The sequence below is a fragment of the Kitasatospora sp. NPDC054795 genome (genome assembly GCF_053611565.1).
The window spans coordinates 65,292-85,405 of the sequence record NZ_JBSHAP010000002.1 but is presented as its reverse complement, the minus strand read 5'-3'; the positions used below and the strand labels follow the sequence as shown (position 1 = coordinate 85,405).

Annotated in this window: 16 protein-coding genes; 4 read left to right on the top strand and 12 right to left on the bottom strand. The window is 70.7% G+C overall.

Features of this window, described 5'->3' with window-relative positions:
- Positions 1-78 precede the first annotated feature (78 nt).
- Entirely contained in the window at positions 79-609 is a 531-nt protein-coding gene (locus ACWGJO_RS01155) for a CinA family protein (RefSeq protein ID WP_452181556.1), read from the top strand.
- A 32-nt stretch (positions 610-641) separates the two neighbouring features.
- Here the strand turns inward: ACWGJO_RS01155 and ACWGJO_RS01150 are convergent, their stop codons facing one another.
- The 5 genes from ACWGJO_RS01150 to ACWGJO_RS01130 form a co-directional block, all read right to left on the bottom strand.
- Positions 642-917 carry a DUF6296 family protein gene (locus tag ACWGJO_RS01150; protein WP_452181555.1) on the bottom strand — a complete coding sequence of 92 codons (276 nt, stop codon included), beginning with the start codon at positions 915-917 and terminating at the stop codon, positions 642-644.
- A gap of 20 nt (positions 918-937) precedes the next feature.
- Complete coding sequence (locus ACWGJO_RS01145; RefSeq protein WP_452181554.1) at positions 938-1,429, bottom strand: hypothetical protein; 492 nt, start codon at positions 1,427-1,429, stop codon at positions 938-940.
- Positions 1,426-3,900: a molybdopterin oxidoreductase family protein gene (locus ACWGJO_RS01140; protein WP_452181553.1), complete on the bottom strand. Its 2,475-nt coding sequence runs from the start codon at positions 3,898-3,900 to the stop codon at positions 1,426-1,428. The genes ACWGJO_RS01145 and ACWGJO_RS01140 overlap by 4 nt, the downstream gene beginning before the upstream one ends.
- 152 nt (positions 3,901-4,052) lie before the next feature.
- On the bottom strand, positions 4,053-4,313 hold the full coding sequence (locus ACWGJO_RS01135) for a DUF6296 family protein (RefSeq protein ID WP_452181552.1): 261 nt from the start codon (positions 4,311-4,313) through the stop codon (positions 4,053-4,055).
- Positions 4,307-4,663: a hypothetical protein gene (locus ACWGJO_RS01130; protein ID WP_452181551.1), complete on the bottom strand. Its 357-nt coding sequence runs from the start codon at positions 4,661-4,663 to the stop codon at positions 4,307-4,309. The genes ACWGJO_RS01135 and ACWGJO_RS01130 overlap by 7 nt, the downstream gene beginning before the upstream one ends.
- Before the next feature lie 1,542 nt (positions 4,664-6,205).
- Between ACWGJO_RS01130 and ACWGJO_RS01125 the strand changes: the two genes are divergently transcribed.
- Both ACWGJO_RS01125 and ACWGJO_RS01120 read left to right on the top strand, forming a co-directional pair.
- Entirely contained in the window at positions 6,206-7,240 is a 1,035-nt protein-coding gene (locus ACWGJO_RS01125; RefSeq protein WP_452181550.1) for a tyrosine-type recombinase/integrase, read from the top strand.
- Between the two features lie 1,168 nt (positions 7,241-8,408).
- A complete protein-coding gene (locus ACWGJO_RS01120; RefSeq protein ID WP_452181549.1) occupies positions 8,409-9,446 on the top strand; it encodes a tyrosine-type recombinase/integrase in 1,038 nt (345 codons plus the stop codon).
- Between the two features lie 66 nt (positions 9,447-9,512).
- Here the strand turns inward: ACWGJO_RS01120 and ACWGJO_RS01115 are convergent, their stop codons facing one another.
- Together ACWGJO_RS01115 and ACWGJO_RS01110 are read right to left on the bottom strand one after the other, a co-directional pair.
- Positions 9,513-10,808 (bottom strand): hypothetical protein, encoded by a 1,296-nt coding sequence (locus ACWGJO_RS01115; RefSeq protein WP_452181548.1) that lies wholly within the window; start codon positions 10,806-10,808, stop codon positions 9,513-9,515.
- A gap of 49 nt (positions 10,809-10,857) precedes the next feature.
- The gene (locus ACWGJO_RS01110) at positions 10,858-13,077 is read right to left on the bottom strand and encodes a hypothetical protein (protein ID WP_452181547.1); all 2,220 of its coding nucleotides are present in this window, start codon (positions 13,075-13,077) and stop codon (positions 10,858-10,860) included.
- A gap of 227 nt (positions 13,078-13,304) precedes the next feature.
- On the opposite strand from ACWGJO_RS01110, the gene ACWGJO_RS01105 reads away from it, so the two are divergent.
- Positions 13,305-14,810: a restriction endonuclease gene (locus ACWGJO_RS01105; RefSeq protein WP_452181546.1), complete on the top strand. Its 1,506-nt coding sequence runs from the start codon at positions 13,305-13,307 to the stop codon at positions 14,808-14,810.
- A gap of 115 nt (positions 14,811-14,925) precedes the next feature.
- Here the strand turns inward: ACWGJO_RS01105 and ACWGJO_RS01100 are convergent, their stop codons facing one another.
- The 5 genes from ACWGJO_RS01100 to ACWGJO_RS01080 form a co-directional block, all read right to left on the bottom strand.
- Positions 14,926-15,666 carry an HNH endonuclease gene (locus ACWGJO_RS01100; RefSeq protein WP_452181545.1) on the bottom strand — a complete coding sequence of 247 codons (741 nt, stop codon included), beginning with the start codon at positions 15,664-15,666 and terminating at the stop codon, positions 14,926-14,928.
- Complete coding sequence (locus ACWGJO_RS01095; protein WP_452181544.1) at positions 15,663-17,021, bottom strand: AAA family ATPase; 1,359 nt, start codon at positions 17,019-17,021, stop codon at positions 15,663-15,665. Before ACWGJO_RS01095 ends, ACWGJO_RS01100 begins: the two co-directional genes overlap by 4 nt.
- A gap of 214 nt (positions 17,022-17,235) precedes the next feature.
- Positions 17,236-18,117, bottom strand: a complete 882-nt coding sequence (locus ACWGJO_RS01090; RefSeq protein WP_452181543.1) for a hypothetical protein — start codon at positions 18,115-18,117, stop codon at positions 17,236-17,238.
- Positions 18,118-18,137: 20 nt separating this feature from the next.
- Positions 18,138-18,716 (bottom strand): DUF6932 family protein, encoded by a 579-nt coding sequence (locus tag ACWGJO_RS01085; protein ID WP_452181542.1) that lies wholly within the window; start codon positions 18,714-18,716, stop codon positions 18,138-18,140.
- 180 nt (positions 18,717-18,896) lie between these two features.
- A complete protein-coding gene (locus ACWGJO_RS01080; protein ID WP_452181541.1) occupies positions 18,897-19,682 on the bottom strand; it encodes a restriction endonuclease in 786 nt (261 codons plus the stop codon).
- Between the last annotated feature and the right edge of the window lie 432 nt (positions 19,683-20,114).

Here is a 20,114-nt window from a genome sequence, read left to right as displayed (position 1 = left end):
CGGCCGGCCACGACAGGGGCCGGGCTGGGGAATCAGGGTGAGCCGGGCGGGGCAGACGCACGAGGGAGGTGATCGGCCATGGTTGCACTTGCCCAGGAACACTCGGTGTCCCCCAGCGGCCTGGACCGGGCCGGAGTGCTGGTCCGCCAGATCACCGCGGCGCTTACCGCGGCCGGGCACACCGTCGCCGCAGCGGAATCACTGACCGGCGGGCTGCTGTGCGCGCGGTTGGCCGAGGCCCCGGGTGCCTCGGCCGCGTTCCGTGGCGGGCTCGTTGCCTATGCGACCGATCTGAAGGAGGAGCTGCTCGGCGTGGAGGGCGAGCTGCTGGCGCGGGTCGGAGCGGTCCATCCGAAGGTCGCCGCCCGCATGGCGGAGGGTGTCCGACGGCTCGCGCGCGCCACGTACGGTGTGGCCACCACCGGCGTGGCCGGACCGGCACCGCAGGACGGCTGTGAGGTCGGAACGGTGTTCGTCGCGGTCGCCGGCCCCCGCACGACCACGGCCGTTCGGGCCGCTCCCGCCAGCACCGATCGTGACGGCATCCAGCACGCGGCCCTTCTCACGGCCCTGCAACTTCTCCGCGACGAGCTGCGGCCCCTGAGCTAGGCCGACAGTTTTTTCGGCGCCGGCCCTGGGGTTCAGGGTAGCGGGGTCGCGTGCAGGCAGGTGTGACGGCCCGGCCCGCCGGGCTCCGACAGGAGCCGGGCAGTGGTCCCGATGATCGCGACGCGGAAGGTCCCGGGGCTGTCGGCATAGACGGGTGCGTTGTCGGCGGCCCGCTCGCCGGTGGCGTGGACGATGACGACCTCGGGCGGGGCGTGGCGGCCGGGAGTGCCGGGCAGGGTGACAGCAAAACGCGGTGGCGGGCCGGACGGCTTCCCGTCGGCTGGGTGTGTGGGTGATTGCGTGGGCATGGCGGGGTCCGGGGTTGGGCTCACATGCTGGTGAGCAGTTGCGGTGCGAGGGTTTTGATCATGGTATTGGTCCAGCGCATCTGCCGCAGGGTCTGGGGGTGGCAGGCGGTGGTCAGATCGAGGAGGCGGCCGTCGTGAGTGGCCTGGGCGGCTTGGGCGAGCATTTCCCAGTGGAGGGAGTTCTCGGTCGCGGCCAGGTGGAGGTCCCGCAGGTCGTGCAACAGGGCCAGACGGGTGTCGGGTCGTCCTCCGAGGGCGTCGGCGGTCTTCTCCCGCACGGCCGCCCACAGGCCGACCCGCGCAATGTCGGCGGTCCGGGCCAGGTCGAGGCCGTAGTGCGGTGCGGTGCGGGCGAGGCGTTCGGCGTGTTCGTGGGACCAGCGGGCCACGTCGGCGGCGACGTGGTGGACCTCGTGATCGGCCCGGTGGCGTTCGGCGGCGGCGAGCAGGCCGTGTTCCAGGCGGCGCTCGCCGTCGTACACGGCCCGGAGCGTGATCGCGATGCCGGTCACGGTCCCGCTCCTTCCGGGGCGTTGGTGGTGTGGACGACTGCGGCCCCGGGTCCTCCGGTGGTGGGCGGGATCGATCCTGGGTGGACGGGCGCGGAGGCGGTGGTGGTGGGTGCCGGCGCGATCGCGCCGTCGCCGCGCGCGATAAGGGTGACGCGGGCGGCGGCGGTCTTGAACAGCGGCTGCTTCGACGCCGGGTCCCAGTCGGTGATGGTCGTCTCGTTCGCCGCCCGGCCCCCGCCGTCGCCTGGCCGGTTGCCTGCGGGGGTGTCCCAGTAGCCGTAGTGGAACGGCACGAACACCATTCCGTCGCGGATGCCGGTGATCCTGAGCCTGCCGCGCAGCGACCCTCGGGGGCTGGCGACCTCGACCAGGTCGCCCTCGGCCAGGCCGTGGCGGCCGGCTTCGGACGGTGAGAGTTCGACCCACACGTCGGGGGCGGCCGCGTTCAGCTGCGGCACCCGGCCGGTCTTGGTGCGGGTGTGGAAGTGGTACAGCGTGCGGCCGGTGTTCAGCTGCAGCGGGAACTCGTCACTGGTGTCCTCGTGCGGAGGCAGGTACTCCGCGGCCTTCAGAACGGCCTTCCCCTGCGGGTTGAGCGCCCGGTACTCCGTCTCGGACACGGCCGCGCCGGTGACCAGGTCCCTGCCGTACGACTCGCAGACGTCGGGGGCGGCCCAGGTGATGCCGCCGGTGTAGAGCCGCTCGGTTCCGTCGGGCGTCTGCTCGGTGCAGGGCCACTGGATGCCGCTGGGGCCGCGTAGCCGCGCGTAGGTGAGGCCGGTGTAGTCGCACGGGCGCCCGGCCGAGCAGTGCTTCCACGCCTCGAACGCCGACTCGGGGTCGTGCCAGCCGATCAGCGGCCGGTCGTCCTTGTCGCGGAAGCCCATCCGTCGGGCGAAGTCAAGGAAGATGTCCAGGTCCGGGCGCGCCTGGCCGGGCGGGTCGACGGCCTTCTCCGAGAGATGGACGGTCCGGTCGGCGTTGGTGAACGTCCCGGTCTTCTCTCCCCAGGTCGCGGCAGGCAGAACGACGTCGGCGAGCTGCGCGGTCTCCGTGAGGTAGAGGTCCTGCACGACGGTGAACAGCCGCTCCTGGCCGAGGATCGAACGGATCCGGGGCAGGTCGGGCAGGGACACGGCGGGGTTGGTGCCGGAGATCCACAGCATCCGGATCGAGCCCTGCTCGGCGTAGCGGAAGATCTGCATCGCCGGTGTCGGCGGTCCGTGGTACGGGATCCGGGAGGGGTCGACGTTCCAGATCTCGGCAAGGTCGGTGACGTGCTCGTCGTTCTCCCAGTTGCGGAAGCCCGGCAGGTCGCCGTTGGCGCCGCATTCGCGGGTGTTCTGCGCGGTGGGCTGGCCGTTCATCTGCAGGACGCCGCAGCCCGGGCGGCCGATCATGCCGCGGATCAGCTGGAGGTTGTTGACCTGGACGGCGGCGGCGGTGGCCTGGTGCGACTGGTAGACGCCCTGGAGCACGGTCGACAGCAGACACTCGGCGCTGCCCAGGACCTCGGCGGCATGTTCGATCCTCCGGGCGGGCACGTCGCAGACGTCGGCCGCCCAGGCGGGTGTGCAGTGCGCGACCTGCGCGGCGAGTTCGTCGAAGCCGACGGTGTGGGCGTCGATGTAGTCGGGGTCGATCCGGTCGGTGCGGATGATCTCGTGCAGCAGGGCGTTGAGCAGTGCCACGTTGGTACCGGCGCGCGGTGCGAGATGCACGGTGGCGCGGCGGGCGGCCTGCGTCGGCCGCGGGTCCACGCACACCAGCCGCGGCGGCGCACTGCCTTCGAGGCGGTCGAGGACGCGCATCCACAGCACGGGCTGGGTCTCGGGCATGTTGTGGCCGAACAGGGCGAGGGTGTCGCAGTGGTCGATGTCGGTGTACGAGGCGGGCTGGCCGTCGCAGCCGAAGGTCTCCTTCAGCGCTTCGGCGGCCGTCGCCGTGCACAGCCGAGTGTTGCCGTCCAGATGGTTGGTGCCGATGCCCGCGCGGGCGATCACCGCGAGGGTGTAGTACTCCTCCAGGAACAGCTGGCCCGACGTATAGAACCCGATCGCGCCCGGCCCGCGGTCGCGCAGCAACCGCTCACTCTCCGTGACGATCCGGGTCATCGCGGTGTCCCAGTCGCAGGCCACCAGCTGGCCGCCGTCCCGGACGAGCGGCGTGGTCAGGCGGTCCGGAGAGGCGTTGGCCTGCCAGCCGAAGAGGTCTTTGGGGCCGAGGCGGCCCCGGTTGACCCGGTCACCGGCCCGGCCGCGAACGCCGACGATCCGGCCGTCGGCGACGGCGATGTCCATCGCGTCGCCGTTGGAGTGCAGCAGCGTCGCGGTCTGTACCCACCGTTCGACCAGGTCGGCCGGGATACCGGGCTGGAGGAAGGAGTCGACCCGCACCGGCCACGGCCGACCGGACCCGAATGGAGTGCGGGCGCCCCAGGGGTCTGCGATCCGGTCCGACTCGCCTCGCATCGACACGACCTCCGTGCTCTTCCGGGAACTTCGAACGGGGCGTGTACCCGTACGTGCACCCGCTACGCACCGTACGGCTCCGCAGCGGACCTTCAGCGCTGATCCGATGGTGGGGTGAGGCCGTAGCCGTCCTCGCCCCACGACCGCCGCCGCTATGGGCAGGCCGGCTCGTGCTCTGCGGCGAGTACGTCGAGGGCGGCCGGGTAGAGCCCTCGCCGGATGAGATGACGGCAGGTCCCGTCGGGGGCGATTTCCACACGCAGCCGTCCCTCGATGTCACGGAAGACCGGGTACCCGGCGGGGCCCCTCGCGCCGGTGGGCGTTACGGGGATGCGCAGTAGCGTCTCGGTGCCGGCGGACCGCACCGACAGCAAGTAGCCGTGGGCGGGCGCATCCGTCGTCGGGGTCAGCACCGCTCTCCTGAGGACCCGAGCGGCTGGAAGCCCAGAAGCCACTGCAGAGCTCCGGCCGCGCCACGGGCAAAAGCCCGATCGGTCACCGGCCGCTGTTCGTCCCGGGCCTGCTGGATGGCCGCGCGCTCTTCCACTGCCAGGTCGATTTCCGCCAGTGGTTCGGTGAGCACCCGGCCGGTCACCGGAGCCGGCCCGGCCGGATTCAGCGCCCACGCGTAGGCTGCCAGCGCCCCATGCGTGTCACCGGCCGCACGTCGGGCGCAGTGCGCGGCCAGTTCGGCCGCCCCGGCCTCCACCGCGTCGCGTGGCCGCACCGCGATGAAGTCCTCCGCGTACCGGACGTCAGCCACCGCGTCTCACCTCGTATCGATCATGGCCGCGTGGCCTGCTGCGGTCGCGGCGTTCGTCGGTCGTGCTGACGTACCACGGCGTGCGCCGTGCCCGCCACTCCCGGTGGGCGGCATGTCGATCACTACCCGTACGGGCGTACCCTCCCCCGGCCCGTCCGTTTCCAGGCTCCGGCAGCTTGCGGATGTCTTCCAGTGGGCGTGCTCCAACCGGGCGCCCTGATTCGGTAACGCCAGGCAGGCGCGGACCCGGGCTGCGACCAGCACCGATCTACGATCGAGGGCTTCCGTCGGGTGTCTTCCGGCGCGTGCTCCGTCTGCCCAAGACTTCCGATGCTTCGCCGCATCGCCAGGGTCCCAATGATGCCTGCCGTCCAAGTCGAGCCCGGTAGAGGGGATATCGGCGAGCGGAGGCCGGGCACACGCCAGTGCATGGCAGTGATCCGCAAGCACCGCACCGGCGCAGGCCCGGGCACCTGCGACACGCCGACGGGCCCGACCGACATCCCCAAGCGCGGTTGGCTGGCGGTCCTCAGACGCATCGGCCGCGAGTTCCTCGACGACGAGTTCCCCGACCGGGCCGCCGCGCTCACCTATTTCGACGCGCCTGCGACCTATTCGCGTCCCCGACGGTCTCGTCCACCCAGGTCCGCCAGGCAGCGCCACCGGCGTCGCCTTCGAGGTCGAGGCCGGTGAGCCAGTCGAGGCGGTCGCTGCCGCCGGGGCCGAGCAGGTGGCAGCTCGACGTCGAGATCCGACGGGTAGCGCAGCGGCGAGGGTGACCGCTTGCCTGGCCTGCGCCTCGCCCAGGGCACGGCTGAGAGCGCAGGGGCCGGGCGGCCAGGTCGGTGACGATCACCTGCACGGCCCGCTCGGTCACTCCGCACACCGCCGCGATCCCGCAGGCGCACTTCAGCGTCCCGCGAGCCCATCAATAGCACACGGGCGTGGTGCGTCAGGAACGTCCAGCCCGCCCGTGGCTCCCGCTCGCCCGACATACCACAAGCATGAATCCGGATTTCGGTTTGGCAATGCCAAATCTCTGTCTCCGCCACCGCCTGGCGCCTTGCACGAGCCCCGGGGTGTAGCCCCGTGCCCCGCACCAACCTTCCCTGCCCCGGAACTGCCGTGCCGCCGACCTCGGTCCATGACACCGATCCGCTACTTCTTTTACCCGGGCCAGGTGCGGGCGCTCACCGAAAGTCGCAGGTCAGCGCCATGATTCCGTGTTGGTGATCGCATGGTGGTCGCAGCAGGCCATCCAGATGCGGGATGTGTAGCCTCGCGGGCTGATCACGGAATCAGGACCGCAGGAGGCAGAAGAACGTGCGCAGTTCGGGACGGCGACGGGGCCGGGTCTACCGTCGGTGCGGGTGTCGTGACGCGGATCGGCGCCAGCTCGGGGCCGGGTGTCCGCGTCTTGCCGACGAAGGGCACGGCACGTGGACCTTCGCCGTCGACATCCCCTCCCTCGACGGCCGCAGGCGCACCGTGCGCCGTAGCGGGTTCGAGGATGAGTGGCACGCGGAGGGTGCGCTGCGCCGCTTGCTCGATGGCCGCAAACTCGGCTTCGATGCCGACCCGCACGAGACGGTGGCCGCCTATCTCACGAAGTGGCTGAAGTCGATGGAGTTCCTGCTCAAGCCCACCACCTACGCCCGCTACCGCACCTACGTGCTCTGCGAGTTGATACCCGTCTTCGGCAAGCTGCGCCTGGAGGACCTCGCCCACGACCACATCTCCGCCTACGCCCACGAACAGCTCGAAGCCGGCCGCGGACGCCAGGCCGTCTACCACTGCCTCGCCACACTCTCCAGCGCCCTGGGCACAGCCGTGCGCACCCACCGGCTTCCCTTCAACGCCGCCCAGCCCCTGCCCATGCGCCGGCCCCGCCCCGACGAGCGCGTCCCCTGGACCGCGGAGCAGGCCGTCGAGTTCCTCTCCCACTGCCGCAATGTCGACCCCGCCTTCGCCGACCTCTTCGAGGTCATCATCGGCACCGGCCTGCGCAAGGGCGAGGCACTCGGCCTCCAGCGCCCGTGCGTGCGGCTCGACGACCGCGTCATGTACATCCGCCACACCCTGTCCGCGGTCGACAACCACGAACTCGTCCTGACCGCGCCGAAGACCAGGAAGAGCCGCAACTGGGTGCCCCTTTCCGAACGCGTCGCCGCCGCCCTCCAGCGCGCCATGACCCGAAGCACGGCCACCATCAACGGCCACGTCTTCCAGGGCCCCGACGGCAAGCCCCTCCACCCCACCGCCGTCCGCCGGCGCTTCCACGAACTGCGCGAACAGGCCGCACTCCCCCACGTCACCATCCACGACCTGCGCCACCTCGCCGCCACCCTCGCCCTGGAGGGCAACGTCTCCATGGCCGTCATCTCCAAGACCCTGCGGCACTCCACACTCTCGACCACCGCCAACATCTACAGCCACCTGACCTGGGACGTCGGCAGAGCCGCCGTGAACACCATCGAAGCAAGGCTCCACCTCGTCGAGGCTCGCACCCAGTCCGGCCGGGACATCACCGACCTCGACGTCGGCTCGCCGAACCCGCTGTTCAGCCACGCGGCCTGACCAACGCACCCCTGAGGTCGACTCAGCGTTCCGAGCCGCTCCGGCCTCCGGGGCCGACAAGTACCCGGGATTCCCGGCTTATAACTGCCACCCGATAAACGTGCGGCCCGTCGCAACAGACGACGCCGCAGGTTCCACCGGCATGCCCATTTCCCGCGAATCCGGGCCCATTTCGGCGCCACCTAGGCGACCGGTCCGCGATCGGCCACACGCGGATTCCCGGATAGGTAAACAAACGCCCCGTCACGGCCGGGTCACAGGGGCCAGGCCTGCGGAAACACGCCCCGCAAGGCCGTGTGAACGAGCGTTCACGACCACACTGCGACCACCAAAGGAAAAGGCCGTTCTCATCATTTCGATAAGAACGGCCTCCGACCTGCGAAAACGCTGGTCGGGACGACAGGATTTGAACCTGCGACCCCTTGACCCCCAGCAAGGGGTTCAACTATTGTCGGCAGCCGAGGCCTCATGGCCTCGGCTCTTTTCTTGCTCAACTACCCTGGGACACAAGTGAGTTGGCACTTCTTGACGGAAGCGGTGGCACAGGGAGCTGACAGTTGCTCAGTGTTTACTTCGTGCAGAAGTGTCCGTTTCGGACCACCGGCGCCCATAGGCGCTCATCAGGTGTGGTCCCAAAGTGGTCCCCAGGCCGACCGCCCCACCACAGCTACGGCCCGTGATCGGAACCTGTCGGCCCTTCAGCAAGCGGCGTCGCACCTGCCCGATTGCTCCTGCGTCGATGCCGTCAGTCGGCCCGCGGGGCCCGGTCCTGCGGGCGGATCATGGTCGCTTACCCATCGGTTGCGCATAGTGATCTTCCGGGCGGTGTGTCGTCTTGAGCGTGTCGTCGCCGTGTGGTTGTGACTACTTCGCGCACCGCCTCTCACGCTCTGCCGCCACGCCCGACCGGGCAGCGACTCTTGGTCCCAGATCACCCGATCAGGAGAAGGGGAAGCTCATGGGACAGCGTGCGCGGCGGGGTCGGGTCTACCGGCGGTGTGGTTGTACGGACGGGCACGGCAAGCAGCTGGGTCCGTGGTGCGTGCGGCTACTGAAGGAGGCGGGTCACGGGTCGTGGACGTACTGCGTCGACCTCGCCCCGGAATACGGGAAGCGAAGGACCCGTCGACGGGGCGGCTTCGCCAGCCGCACAGAGGCGGCCCGCGAGATGGCCGCAGTGCTGGACGGTGAGCTGCGCGGGGTCTACGAGAACCGCCGTACCACCGTCGCGAGCTACCTGCGCGAATGGCTCGCCACGAGGAAGCCGCACCTCGCGCCGAACACGTACGCCGGCTACGCCGCGTGCGTCGAGCGCGACCTCGTCCCCGCCTTCGGCCACCTCCGGCTCCTCGACCTGCGCCCGGAACACATCGACGACTGGGTCACCGCCCAGCTGGAGGCCCAGCGCGGGCGCGTCACCGTCTACCGGGCCGTGTCCACCCTGCGCAACGCACTCAACGCCGCCGTGCGCTCCTGGCGCCTGCGCTACAACCCGGCCAAGCACTCGGTGCCGCCCAAGCCCCGCGCAGCCGAGCGCACCTGCTGGACCCCCGAGCAGGCCGCGACCTTCCTGCAGCACGGTGTGGAGCAGTACGCGGACCAGCTGACCGATCTGTTCGAGGTCATGCTCGGCACCGGCATGCGCCGCGGTGAGGTTCTCGCCCTGCACTGGTCGGACGTCCACCTCATGGACCGCAATCTGTTCGTCCGCTGGACCCTGGCCGCGATCGACAACGGGAAGATTCATCTCCGGGAGCCGAAGACCGAGGCCAGCCGGGCCTGGATCAGCCTCTCCCCCAGGGTCATGGCCGCCCTCCACCGCCAGGCCGCAATCCAGATGGCCGCCCACCCGGACGGTCGGCTCGAAGGCCTGGTCTTCGGCCGCCCGGGCGGAACGCCGTTGCGGCCTCAGTGGGTCCTCGACCAGCTCCGAAAGCGCACCGCCGAGCTCGACCTGCCCAGGATCGGCCTGCACGACCTTCGCCACACCGCGGCCAGCATCATGATCGCCGAGAACATCCCCATCGCCGTCATCTCCAAGACCTTGCGCCACTCCACCATCGCCACCACCATCAACCTCTACGGCCACCTCCTCAAGGACTCCGCCGACCAAGCTGTGCTCGCCTTGGCCCAGGCTCTCGACCGGGCCGCCGCCGGGCGGAGTCGGACCCCCGGGCCCGGCGAGGTCCTCCGGCGTGCGGCGTAGCCTCGCGTCGAACGGCCTCGGTACTGCGGCTTGGGTGGGGTGGGGCGTCTTTGGCCGTGCCTCCGGTCAGAGACGCCCGAGCCTCGCCTCGTCGGCGGGGGGCTCGTCCTCGTCGGAGTCCGGGCGGAGCACGTCGAGGAGGTCGTGAGCTGCCCAGTCCGGGAGGGTCATCGCCGGCGGGACCGGCAGCCGGGCTTCACGCAGGAGGGATCCCTCCTTGAAGACGGCTTCGGTGATCCAGGCGAAGGTGTCGTCGTCGAGGAGGTCGGGGTGGGTGGCCGCGGTGTCGGCCAGGTGTTCGGTGTGGGGGAAGACCGCGGACACTGCGGCGGGGAGGCTGCCGTTGCTCGCCGCGCGGGCGACGGCGCGGCGGGCGGCGGTCTCGTACCAGCCGGATCCCCACCATTCGCCGACGGATTCGGTGCGGGAGCCGTGGAGGGTGAGCATGCGCAGGACGGCTTCGGGGCCGAGCGTCTCGTCGGCCCGCTGCCAGAGGTCGATCTCGCGGTGGACGGAGGCGAGGATGGGTGTCCAGCCCTCTTCGAAGATGACGGCGAGGGCCTGGCCGTCGGCGAGTCGTCGGGTGGGCGCGGTGAGGGCGAGTCGTACGGCCGGCCAGTCGACGCCCTCGGGGTGGACGTGGGGCAGGACGGCGCGGGTGGCGGCGATGTTGGCGCGGGCCATGATGATGTCGTCGATCTTGAAGTGCCACTCCTCGACGTCGCTCTCCCGACGCCAGCACCATTCCGCGATGCCGCGGGCCGCCGCCGACGGAACCGGGTCCGGAACGATCAGCGGGTAGGTACGCAGCCCGTCACCCAGGCGCCAGGAAAACTCCTCGCCCAGTGCGGCGATGGCCTCACGCCCGTCGCCGTCACGCCGGTGCCGGGCGATCGCGTCGTGGATGGTGTCCGCCCACAGCAGCAGGACCAGGTCGTGGCGCAGCGCCCGGGCGTCTTCGGGAACGTGGACGCGGGTGGCGTCGAGAAGTCCGGCTTCGGCGAATGCGCGGCGCGCGGCCTCGGCCTTGGCGGCCTGGGTGGGGTGGGTGCTCAGGTCGATGGTGAGGGGTTGGTCGAGTGGGCACAGTGGGGGCAGGCTGTCGTCCCAGTCCCAGTGCTCGGTCGGGTCGTCGACGGTGAGCTGGGCGTCGGCTGGGTCCCAGATGACGCTGATGTGGAAGTTCGAGCGGGAGAACTCCCGGTAAGTGGGCCGGGGGCCTGACTCATCGTCCTCCTCGTCGCTCTCGTCCCAGAGTTCGTTCTCCGTCCAGCCCGCGCGCCGGAGGGGCGCGGTGAGCCCGGCGAGCAGCCGGGGGCCGGTGGCGTGCGGTGACAGGGTCTCGGACGGTGTGCTGGTCATGGGCGGCCCGTTCGGTGCGGTGGTGTGCGGGGTGCTGCGCAGTTGGCTGTCACGGGGTGTCGCGGCCGGCTGCTTCGGCCTTCGCCTGAAGCTCGTGGACGACGCGCCGCCAGCGCCGCGCTCCGCTCGTGTACCAGTGGTCTTCGCCGGCAGGCCGCCAGTCGGCGAGTTCACGGAGCCGTCGGGTGATCGTCTCGGTGTCGAGGCGGTCGTGGCCGCCTCGGCCGGGGTCGAGGCTCTGGGCGATGTCGTGGAGCCGGTGGGCGGCGCGGTAGTAGGACAGCTGGGTGTCGGTCAGGCGGCGAATCGCGTAGCCCCCGCATTTGCTGCACCAGTCGAACTTCGTGTCACCGAGCAGGTCCGCGATGGTGAGCAGGTCGTCGTCTGCGACGACACCGCGTTCGCGGACATGGGAGCAGAACGGCGAGTGCCCCTTGCCCTGGTAGCGGGGGTCGGCGTTGACCGCGTAGACCTGGACCTGCTCGAGGGCCCCCAGAGGGATGCCGCTCGCGCTGGGCTTCCAGGTGCTGGCGTCGGGTGCTTCGAACGGCTCGAGGTCCAAGTCCTGGCCGTGGGCGAGGAGCCCGTGCCAGACCGCGCTGGGAAGGCTGCGCGAACGCCCGGCCCGGTCGTACCCGGAGTCCAGACTGCGCAGGTCGGGCACGCCGCGGGCCACCGCGAGCAGCCGCAGGTTGAACTCCCGCGCCCAGGGCCTGTCGCTGAAGACCAGCCAGGCGGTGCGCTCGGCGCCGGCATCGAGACCGAGCCGCTCGCCGAACAGCGGGTCGTCGGCTTCGCGCATTCGTTCCCGCCACAGGGCGGAGGGCTCCTCGGGGCGCTGGCCGATCGCCTCGGACCAGGGATCGATGAGTGCCGCGGGCAGGTCGGCGGAGCTGGCGAGCAGGACGCCTCGCCAGCCACGGGCCGCACGCCGCTCCAGTTCCTTGAAGGGCAGGACCTCCGTCCCGGCGTCGGTGGAGAACACGGTGTACAGCTGGTCCTCGGCGCCGGGCGCGGTGCTGAGCAGCCGCAGGTGCTCCGCGGTGAGGGGGCGGCGCTGGTGCACGGGGGCGTCGTCGAAGACACCCGGCCCCAGGGGACTCGCTTCGCCGGCAGCCGTCGGGGCGCTGGGAGGCTCGGGCTCGCACCGTACGAGCGCGGCGCGGGCCAGGAGTTGGTCGACGATCAGCTGGGGTGCGCGAAAAGTGAGCCTGCGCCGGCCCCAGTCGCCGCTGGTCAGGTAGGTGAGCAGGACGCCGATCGTCCAGTTGTCGAGGCCGCCCAGCAGCCCCCGCTCACGCTGCTGCGAGTAGGGGTCCTCCTCCGGGGGTTCCTGCAGGTGTGCGGTCAGCGTCACCGTCACGTTCGGGTCCGCCGCGCCGGCGACCCGGCGTGCCTCCTCCTCCCAGGAAGCCAGCAGCCGGTCTGTCGCACGGCAAGCTTCGTCGTACCCCTTGCGCCGTGAATGGATTCCCCCGACGGCCTGATACGTGACCAGGTGGTCGCCCGGCAGTCCCCATGCGTCCGCCGCTGCCCCCTGCCAGCGGGACCACATCGACCGCAGCCGGCCGGCTACCGCCCTGCGGTCGCCGATGGCGCTGAACGCTTCCTCGTCCGTGGGGAGTTCGGGCATTTCCAGGCTCGTGGCCGCCGCTGCTTCCAGAAGTGCGGCCGCATCGACGAACAGGCCCGCTCGTTCGTGCAGCGTCTGGAGATGTTCCTCCTTCAGTGCCACCTTCGGCCGCGCCCAGTCGGTGAGCCAGGGGAACTTCGCGGCGACGCTTTCGGCGAGGTGGAGGCTGTCCGCGGCGTCACGCCACCTGGACAACGTCAGATCCCGGAGCCGCTCCGCCTCGTCGCGGGCATCACGGTCCTCATCGTAGGTCTCGTCCTCCTCGGAAACCGGCTCGGCCCGCAGAACCTCCGCAGCCCCTTCGGCTTCCTCCTGCGTGACCTCGTCGTCTGGATCCGCCTCCGTGTAGCTCTGCAGCTGGTACAGCAGCCCGATACCGCCGAGCGCCCGCAGGAAGATGCCGAGCCCCGTGTCCGGCCGCGCCCACGCGCCCACCTGCGCGCAGCGCGAGCACATCCGGCCGATCGTGTCCGCGTTCAGCGGCACCTGGGTCGTCGTGATGTCGCGGCTGCGCAGCTGGGTGCACGTCGTCGTGGCGTGGAGCTTGGCGTTCTTGCCCTTGGCCGAGTGGACGGTGACGGGCGTGCCCTCGAAGGGGCCGAGCGGGACATCGGCGGTCAGTGAGCTGTCGAGCACGTAACTCCCCTATCGGTCTCGGCTTGTGAGCCTAATCGGGGGTACTGACAGCCGGGCCCGGAAACCGTCGCGGTGTGGCCGCGGCTGCCATCTTCCTGGTACTCGGGCGCGGCTTCCTGGGCTCGGCGGCGGCGGTTGGGTGCCGCCACCCGTGGGTAGTGCTGGCGCAGGATCCGGTCCCTCGGGGTCGGCTCCGGCCGGTGGCGCAGAGGTGGGAAGGGGATTCGGTGGCGCGGCGCAGGACGGTGGCGGAGTTGCTGGCGGAGGCCTACCTCGCGAAGCAGCAGGCGAAGGCCGCGCAGGCGGGCACGACCCAGCCCGCCGAGCCGGTACCGGCTCGGGCGGCGCGTCCGCGCAGGCCCCGCAGGCCCGACCCCGAGGCGGAGCGCGCACGGCTGCTGGCCGCGGGCGAGAAGATCCTCAGCCGCGAGGACGATGCCCGTGCCAGGCAGGCGAGGAAGGTGGAAGCCGACCTGGCCAAGCGGCAGGCCGCCCGCGCCAGGGGGGCGAAGGCCGAGGAGCGCGCCCGGGAGCGCTCCGAGCGGGAGCAGCAGCGGCTCGACCGCGAGGCGCACAAGCAGCAACTGAAGGACGAGGCCGAACAGCGCACCGAGCAGGTGGTTGCGGTGCGGGCGGAGTTGGCGGGGGTGCTTCGCAATCGTCCGGTGGGGCTGGAGGATTGGCATCCGCTGGTGGAGCAGGCGCTGGCGCACGACGGCGCGACGGGTGTGGCAGAGGTGGTGGAGGACCTGCTGCGTCGCTCGCCCGTTCCTGAGGGGTGCCGTGAGTCCGCCGAGGTCGGCTACTACCCCGAGGCCGGCCAGCTGTGTATCAACATCGGTCTGCCCTCCCTGGACGTGGTTTCGGACGTCGCGGCCTACCGGTTCGTGACCCAGCGTCTGGAGGTCGTCCGCCAACCGGTGAAGGAGGCCGAGCGGCACCAGTCATACCGCACTCTCGTCGCCCGACTGGCCCTGAGGGCGCTCGACGAGGTGTTCACCGTGACCCCGTCGGACCTGGTGGACGAGGTGCTGCTGAACGGTTTCGTGGCGACGACCGATCGGTCCACCGGGCGGGCGGTGCGGCCGTGCGTGGTGAGCGTGGTGGCGCGGCGTGAGGACTTCGCCGAACTGGTGCTGGACGAGCCGACGTTGGATCCGCAGTTGTGCCTGCGTGCCCTGGGGGCGGTGGTCTCCCAGCACCCGCACGACCTGGAGCCGGTCCCGCCGATCGTCGAGTTCGCCCCGCAGCGTTTCAAGCTCGCCAAGGACGTGGGCGCGGTGGCCGGTCTGGACAGCCGGACGGACCTGCTGACGATGGACCCGTACGCGTTCGAGCGGCTCGTGCGTGAGCTGTTCGAGGCCATGGGGTACGAGACCTGGCGGACCCAGAACTCGCGTGACGACGGGTTGGACGCGGTCGCGGTCAAGCGCGACGGCGGCGGGGTGACGGTGGTCGCCGTCCAGGCCAAGCGCACCAAGAACGCCGTCCCGGTGGAGACCGTGCGTGCCCTGCTCGGCGCCGTGGATCTCACCAACGCCTCTCGCGGTGTCCTGGTGACCACCTCGTGGTTCGGCAAGGCGAGCTATGACACTGCGGCCGGCAAGGGCGAGCGCCTCCACCTGGTCGACGGCCGGGAGTTGAAGTCCCTCCTCCTGGAGTACCTGGGGGTGGACGCCTTGATCGGCCTGCCGAAACTTCCTCGCGGCTGGCAGGCGAACACGGCGAACTGACCGGCTCCCGGAAGGGTTCGGGGACCGGCCTCGCGGCCGGACCACCGCCCCGAGGCCGTGCGGGCTCGCAACGCCGCACGCGGGTCCGAACGGTGACTGGCCCTCCCGCGGTGTCCTACCGGATGAGCAGGGCCGATCGGAGCGCGGGTTCGCGGAGACGGGTGAGGAGCTCGGGGTCGTCGAAGAGGATCTCGGCGGCGGGGTCGAGCGCTTGGTGCAGCATGGCCTGGACGACGTCGGCTATCGGCTGTTCGTTGACGACCGCGGCCCAGTGGGCGGCGTCGTCATGGTCGCCCTTGGCGGTGGCGCCGGCCCACTGGGCGACACAGGCCTTGGTGACGTGGAAGGCGTTCACCCGGCCCTTGGCCAGCAAGCCGCGGTTGAGGTCGAACAGGTCGATGGTGGCCCGGCCCCTGGGGGTCAGCGGGTGGTACTGGCCAACCGCCAGGACCAGCCGGAGGTGTGGTGTCGGGTCCTCGGCCGTGGGGTCGATGAGCAGCGGCTTCCCGTCGGGGTCGAGCGGGAAGACGGCCTTCTTGAGGTGGCTGTTGCACAGTGAGCAGGCGAGGACGTGGTTGGTCCAGTCGAAGGCGCGCATCGGATCCCGGTCGATGGGATCGAAGTGGTCGATGTCGGTGCCCTGGTTGTCCCCGCAGTACATGCACCGCTCGCGCCCGGCCGCCATCTCCCCGAGCAGGCCGCGCAACGGAGCGTGCACGTCACGTCGCACGGTGGTGTTCTTCCACAGCTGTCGTGCTCTGGCCTTCGGCTCCGGAGCCAGCACGATGTCGCAGGTGCACTCGGCCATGCGGGAGCGCGGCGGCTCCGGCAGGGGGAGCCGATGGATTCGGATCACGCGACGTGCCCGGTCAGGGAGTGCAGGCGGGCGGCGACCTCGTCGACCCGGGCGGCCGGCGAGCTGGTCAGGGTCCGCTTCAGCTGCCGGTAGCGTTCCCGTTCCTCCTCGCCGGCCTCTCCGGCCACGATCTTCATCTCCAGCGCGACCAGGAGTGCCCGGGCCTCGTCCGCGCGCTGCGAGTACGGGGTATCGAGGCCGAAGAGCTCGGACAGCACCGCGTCGTCGCCGCTGCCGAACACCACCCGGTCGTACAGGTCCGTCCCGACGACCTCGGGGGCCTCGTCGACGTCCGGGCCGGGCAGTCGGATCAGCCCGGCGGGGTCGGCGGCCTGGCAGATGTAGGGGCTGTGGGTGGTGACCAGGAACTGCACCAGCGGGAAGTGCTGCTTGAGCCACCCCCCGATGCGCTTCTGCCAGGACACGTGCAGGTGCGCGTCGATCTCGTCGATGATCACGACACCGGGAACGGTCACGACGGGGTGGCCGCTGTCGTGCTCGACGCGCAGGGCGCCGTAGGTGTCGTGGAGCTGCTTGAGGATGTCGACCACGAGCGCGGCCACGGTGCGGTAGCCGTCGCTCATCTCCCGCAGGGGGAAGGAGCGGCCGGCGTGGGTGACCCACAGGCCGTCGGAGTCCACGTTTCCGATGGTGTAGTCGTCGGGCAGGAGCTCGTCGCCGAGGATCTCCAGGGCGATGAGCTTCAGCTCGGCCGCGCCCGGGCGGTTCTCCAGGGACCGCAGGTGCTGCTCGATCAGCCAGCTGACGCCCTCGGCCAGCGAGGCGTCCTCGTGGAAGAGGCTGGTCAGCCGGGCCACTGCGCCCGCCCCGGCCATGCGCCGCTGAACCTCCCCGGAACCGCCGACGAGTCGGCGGAACGGCCCGTAGCCCGCGCAGAACCAGCCCACCGGGTTGTCCGCCCACGGCCCGCGCTGGGCAGCGGTCGGTGCCTTCCTGTAGGCCATTGGGCTCAGGGCCGGCTGGGCATGGCGACCGGACGCGGTCGCGGATTCCGGCGCGGTCCACTGCAGGCCCGCCCAGAACACCCCGGCCGGAGGCCGTCCCGTGGTGAACCTGTCCTCCGCTGTATCCGGCTGGAGGCAGACCTCCGCGACGGCCCGCCCGCGCTCGTCGCTGATCCACGAGTCGAAGCCGGTCACCAGCCCGCGTGCCGCACTCGGCCCGCTGACGGCCAGGGCGACGGCGCGCAGCAGGGTGGACTTGCCGGAGCCGTTGCGGCCGGCCAGCACCGTCCATCCGGCGTAGGAGCCGTCGGGCCGGGTCAGGTCGAGGTCCACCTCACGGGCGCCGCGGAAGCCGCGTACGTTCCGCACCCGCACGTTCTTGAGGTACATGCCGCGTCCTCCAGCCCTTCCTCCGTCGCACGTCCCGGTCGCGGGCCGCCGCGACGACTCTATCCGTGCCGCGCGTCGGCGAAGGGCTTCCGTCCTTCCCCCAGTGGTACGCCGCTACAGTCCGGTGGGGCCTTGACCGGCTCCGCAGGAGCGTCCCTGGATCAACCTCCCGAAGGGAGGACGGCCCGGCCCACCACGCAGCTGGGGATCTCGGTCAGCTGTCAGGTAGGGCTTCGGGGCCGTGGTCGACGTCGAGGAAGCGGTACTCGGTCGCCCGGGTGCGACTCATCGCGTCGAAGGTGCGGCGTTGCTCGACGACGAAGCGGACCTGGTCGCCGAGGGCCAGGCGCATGGCGAAGAGCTGCTCGGAGTCGTCGAACTTCACGTCCCAGGCTGGTGACTTCTTCGAGGTGCCGGTCTTGATCCGTACCACGCCGGAGCTGCGCAGTTCGGTGATCCGGCCGGACAGGTGCTGGACGTCGACGGCCGTGTGGGTCTCGCGAAGGCGGGCGACGTACGCCCGGCCGCGGGTTGTCAGGGTGGCGGTGCGGACGTCGCCGTCGGATGCGAGCCATTTCATGCTCATGCCGAGGTCGAATTTGTCGAGGGCTTTGACGACCACGTCGACCGGGTCGAGGATCTCGCTCCAGGCCCGGACGTCCTGCTCGTCCTCGAGTGCGCGCAGCAGGTTGACAAGTGCGCGCACGCCGGCGTCGGCCGGTGAGATGTCCAGCGGCAGTCCGTCGTCGTCCGGTTCGGGATCGGGGGCTGGTCGGGGCCGTACGTGCATGACGGTGCTGCCCCGGGACAGTCCCGTCAGCTCCAGGGGGACCTGGCGGTGGGCTGCCGCCGAGACGCTGTCCTGGAGCGGGCGCAGCAGGGCGTTGCCCCAGTCGAACTGGAGGGCCCCGGTGGCGGCGTGGTCGCCGGTGAGTCGGATCTGCAGTTCTTCCTCGACCTGGGCCCGGGGGTCGTAGCGCTGGAGGTAGTCGAGGTTGGCGCGGCGCAGGTCACTCTCGACGAGGTCGTCGTCCCGGTCTTCCGTGCCTTCCTCTTCCAGTCGGCGGGCGGTGCTCTCGCCGTGGAGTCGGCGCATCTGGTCTCGCCATTCGGCCGTCACAGGGTCACCTCCACGTAGCCTCGTACCGGAGCGGCGCTCTGCACGCTCGGTTCCCCCTCCCCGGGGCGGCGGCATCGCTGCCACCAGTCGTCCCAGCGGCCTCGGTCGCGGAAGTACTCCAGTTCCTCGGCTGCGAAGTCCTGGGGCTGGAACACATTGGCCACCGGCACGTACGGGATCCGCAGGGGAGCCACGCGGTACCGGTCCTGCATAGCCTTCCAGCTCTTGAAGGCGGTCGTCAGCCATTTCGAGCCGGGATTGCCTCGAATGGCCCGCTCGGCTTCGGGGTTCATGAGCAGTGTGGCGTCCACGTTGTGAGGGTCCAGCTTGGCGCTGACGAAGCTGCCTCCCAGCCAGACGCTGTGGATGAGTTCGCGGCCCTGGAGCAGCGGCGCGAACTGCTCCTCAAGGTGAATGAACTGGTAGAGGTACTCCTGGAAGCCCTGCCAGATCTGGGCTCGGCTGGTGGAGGCTTGGAAGCGCTCCGCGTGGACGAAGGCTTCTGCGGCCTGTGTGATGGTCAGCCGGTAGCGGCCGGGCGGCAGGTGCCCGTGGTCGTTGAAGTCTGGCAGCACAGGCCCCCCTTACCGGTCGTGGAGTGACCCTAGCCGCAGATCGGCCGGCGGTGACCATCTGGTCGGAAGATCGTGCGGAGATGTGATCTCACGGACCTGTGGCTTGTGGCCGTTCGCCGGGTCTGACTTTCGGGTGCTGTGGATGTCGGGGAGGGGGTCTTCCGTGCCGGTTCTCGGTTGTCAGGTGTGGCGGCCCGGCCCGGGATCGATGTCGAGGACCTGGTAGAGGTGCTGGCCGGCACCCCAGCGGGCGAGGCGTTCGCGGTCGACGAGGTGGAGGTGTTGCCGGGTGGCGAAGGCGGCAGCGGGTTCGGTGAAGCCGTTGAGCGCCACGACGACCGGGACCGCGGCGCCGTGAATGGGCCGGGCGGTGCCGTTGAACCTCTGGACGGCCTCCGACCTCAGCGGGGTCGCGTACCGCTTGCACTGCAGCACCACCCGTCGTCCCAGGCCGTCGACGGCGACGACGTCGGCACCGAGGTCCCCGGCGCCGCCGACCCGTACGGCGTCGATGAACCCGTCGCGTTCCAGCAGTTCGCGGCACATCTCCTCGAAGCGGGTCGGTGTGGCGGCCTCGAACGCCTCCAGAGTGTGGTCGAGAGAGCGCCGGGTATAGGACGCGGCGGGTTCAGCGGGCGTCGCCTGACGCACCGGTCGGTGGGCCCACTGCTCGATACGGCCGGTGACGGTCGCCGCGGCCCGGGTACGGGCGAGCTTGAATCGCGTGGCGATGCCCGCACGGACCAGGGCCCACAACGGTTGCAGGAATCGACGCACCGGCGGGCCGAGGGCGGTGCGCCGAAGTGCCGCACGCAGAGCGACGAGTACCGCGGCGGCACCGCCGAGCGCCGCGGTGGCGGCCAGTGGATGTCCCCACAGCCAGGCCGCGGTCTGCACGACGGCGCCGAGCGCGAAGAAGCCCATCAGGAACGCGAGACCGCTGTCACTGTCGTCGTCGGTACCCATGCCGTCCTGCCGCCGCGTGCGTCCTTCGCCGGGAGTCATACCTGTCACCCACCGTTTCCTTCCCGTCCGACGAGAGGGTAGGGCCCGACCGTACTCGCGGTTCACGTTTCTGATGAATCGCCTTGATTCGACGGCCGGTTGCGGCTTTGACGGGCTGACAGTGGCCGTGCGGCCGCCGACCGGCTCAGGGCGCGAGCGCCCTCTTCTGCGCCCCCGGCGTACGCCGCTGGTTTTCGCCAGATCCATCGACGATGCCCACCACGCCCTGCTACGGCCGGGCATTCGTCCAGCTGACAGGTGGTTCGCACGGTGAAGGCCGTAGCTGCGGCCGCCTCGGCGATCAAGGGCGCCACTGCGTCGTGCAGTTCGGCAGCCTGGGCCAATGCTGGCGGCTGGCCTCGCCAGGAAGCCGGCATCGGCACGAGATCCGTG

What these genes read in the sequence shown, in the direction of transcription:
- ACWGJO_RS01095 (WP_452181544.1), bottom strand. Translation starts at nt 17,021, where the DNA reads ATGTACCTCAAGAACGTGCGGGTGCGGAACGTACGCGGCTTCCGCGGC.
- ACWGJO_RS01090 (WP_452181543.1), bottom strand. Translation starts at nt 18,117, where the DNA reads ATGCGCCGACTCCACGGCGAGAGCACCGCCCGCCGACTGGAAGAGGAA.
- ACWGJO_RS01155 (WP_452181556.1), top strand. Translation starts at nt 79, where the DNA reads ATGGTTGCACTTGCCCAGGAACACTCGGTGTCCCCCAGCGGCCTGGAC.
- ACWGJO_RS01115 (WP_452181548.1), bottom strand. Translation starts at nt 10,808, where the DNA reads ATGACCAGCACACCGTCCGAGACCCTGTCACCGCACGCCACCGGCCCC.
- ACWGJO_RS01150 (WP_452181555.1), bottom strand. Translation starts at nt 917, where the DNA reads ATGCCCACGCAATCACCCACACACCCAGCCGACGGGAAGCCGTCCGGC.
- ACWGJO_RS01080 (WP_452181541.1), bottom strand. Translation starts at nt 19,682, where the DNA reads ATGGGTACCGACGACGACAGTGACAGCGGTCTCGCGTTCCTGATGGGC.
- ACWGJO_RS01120 (WP_452181549.1), top strand. Translation starts at nt 8,409, where the DNA reads ATGGCCGCAGTGCTGGACGGTGAGCTGCGCGGGGTCTACGAGAACCGC.
- ACWGJO_RS01140 (WP_452181553.1), bottom strand. Translation starts at nt 3,900, where the DNA reads ATGCGAGGCGAGTCGGACCGGATCGCAGACCCCTGGGGCGCCCGCACT.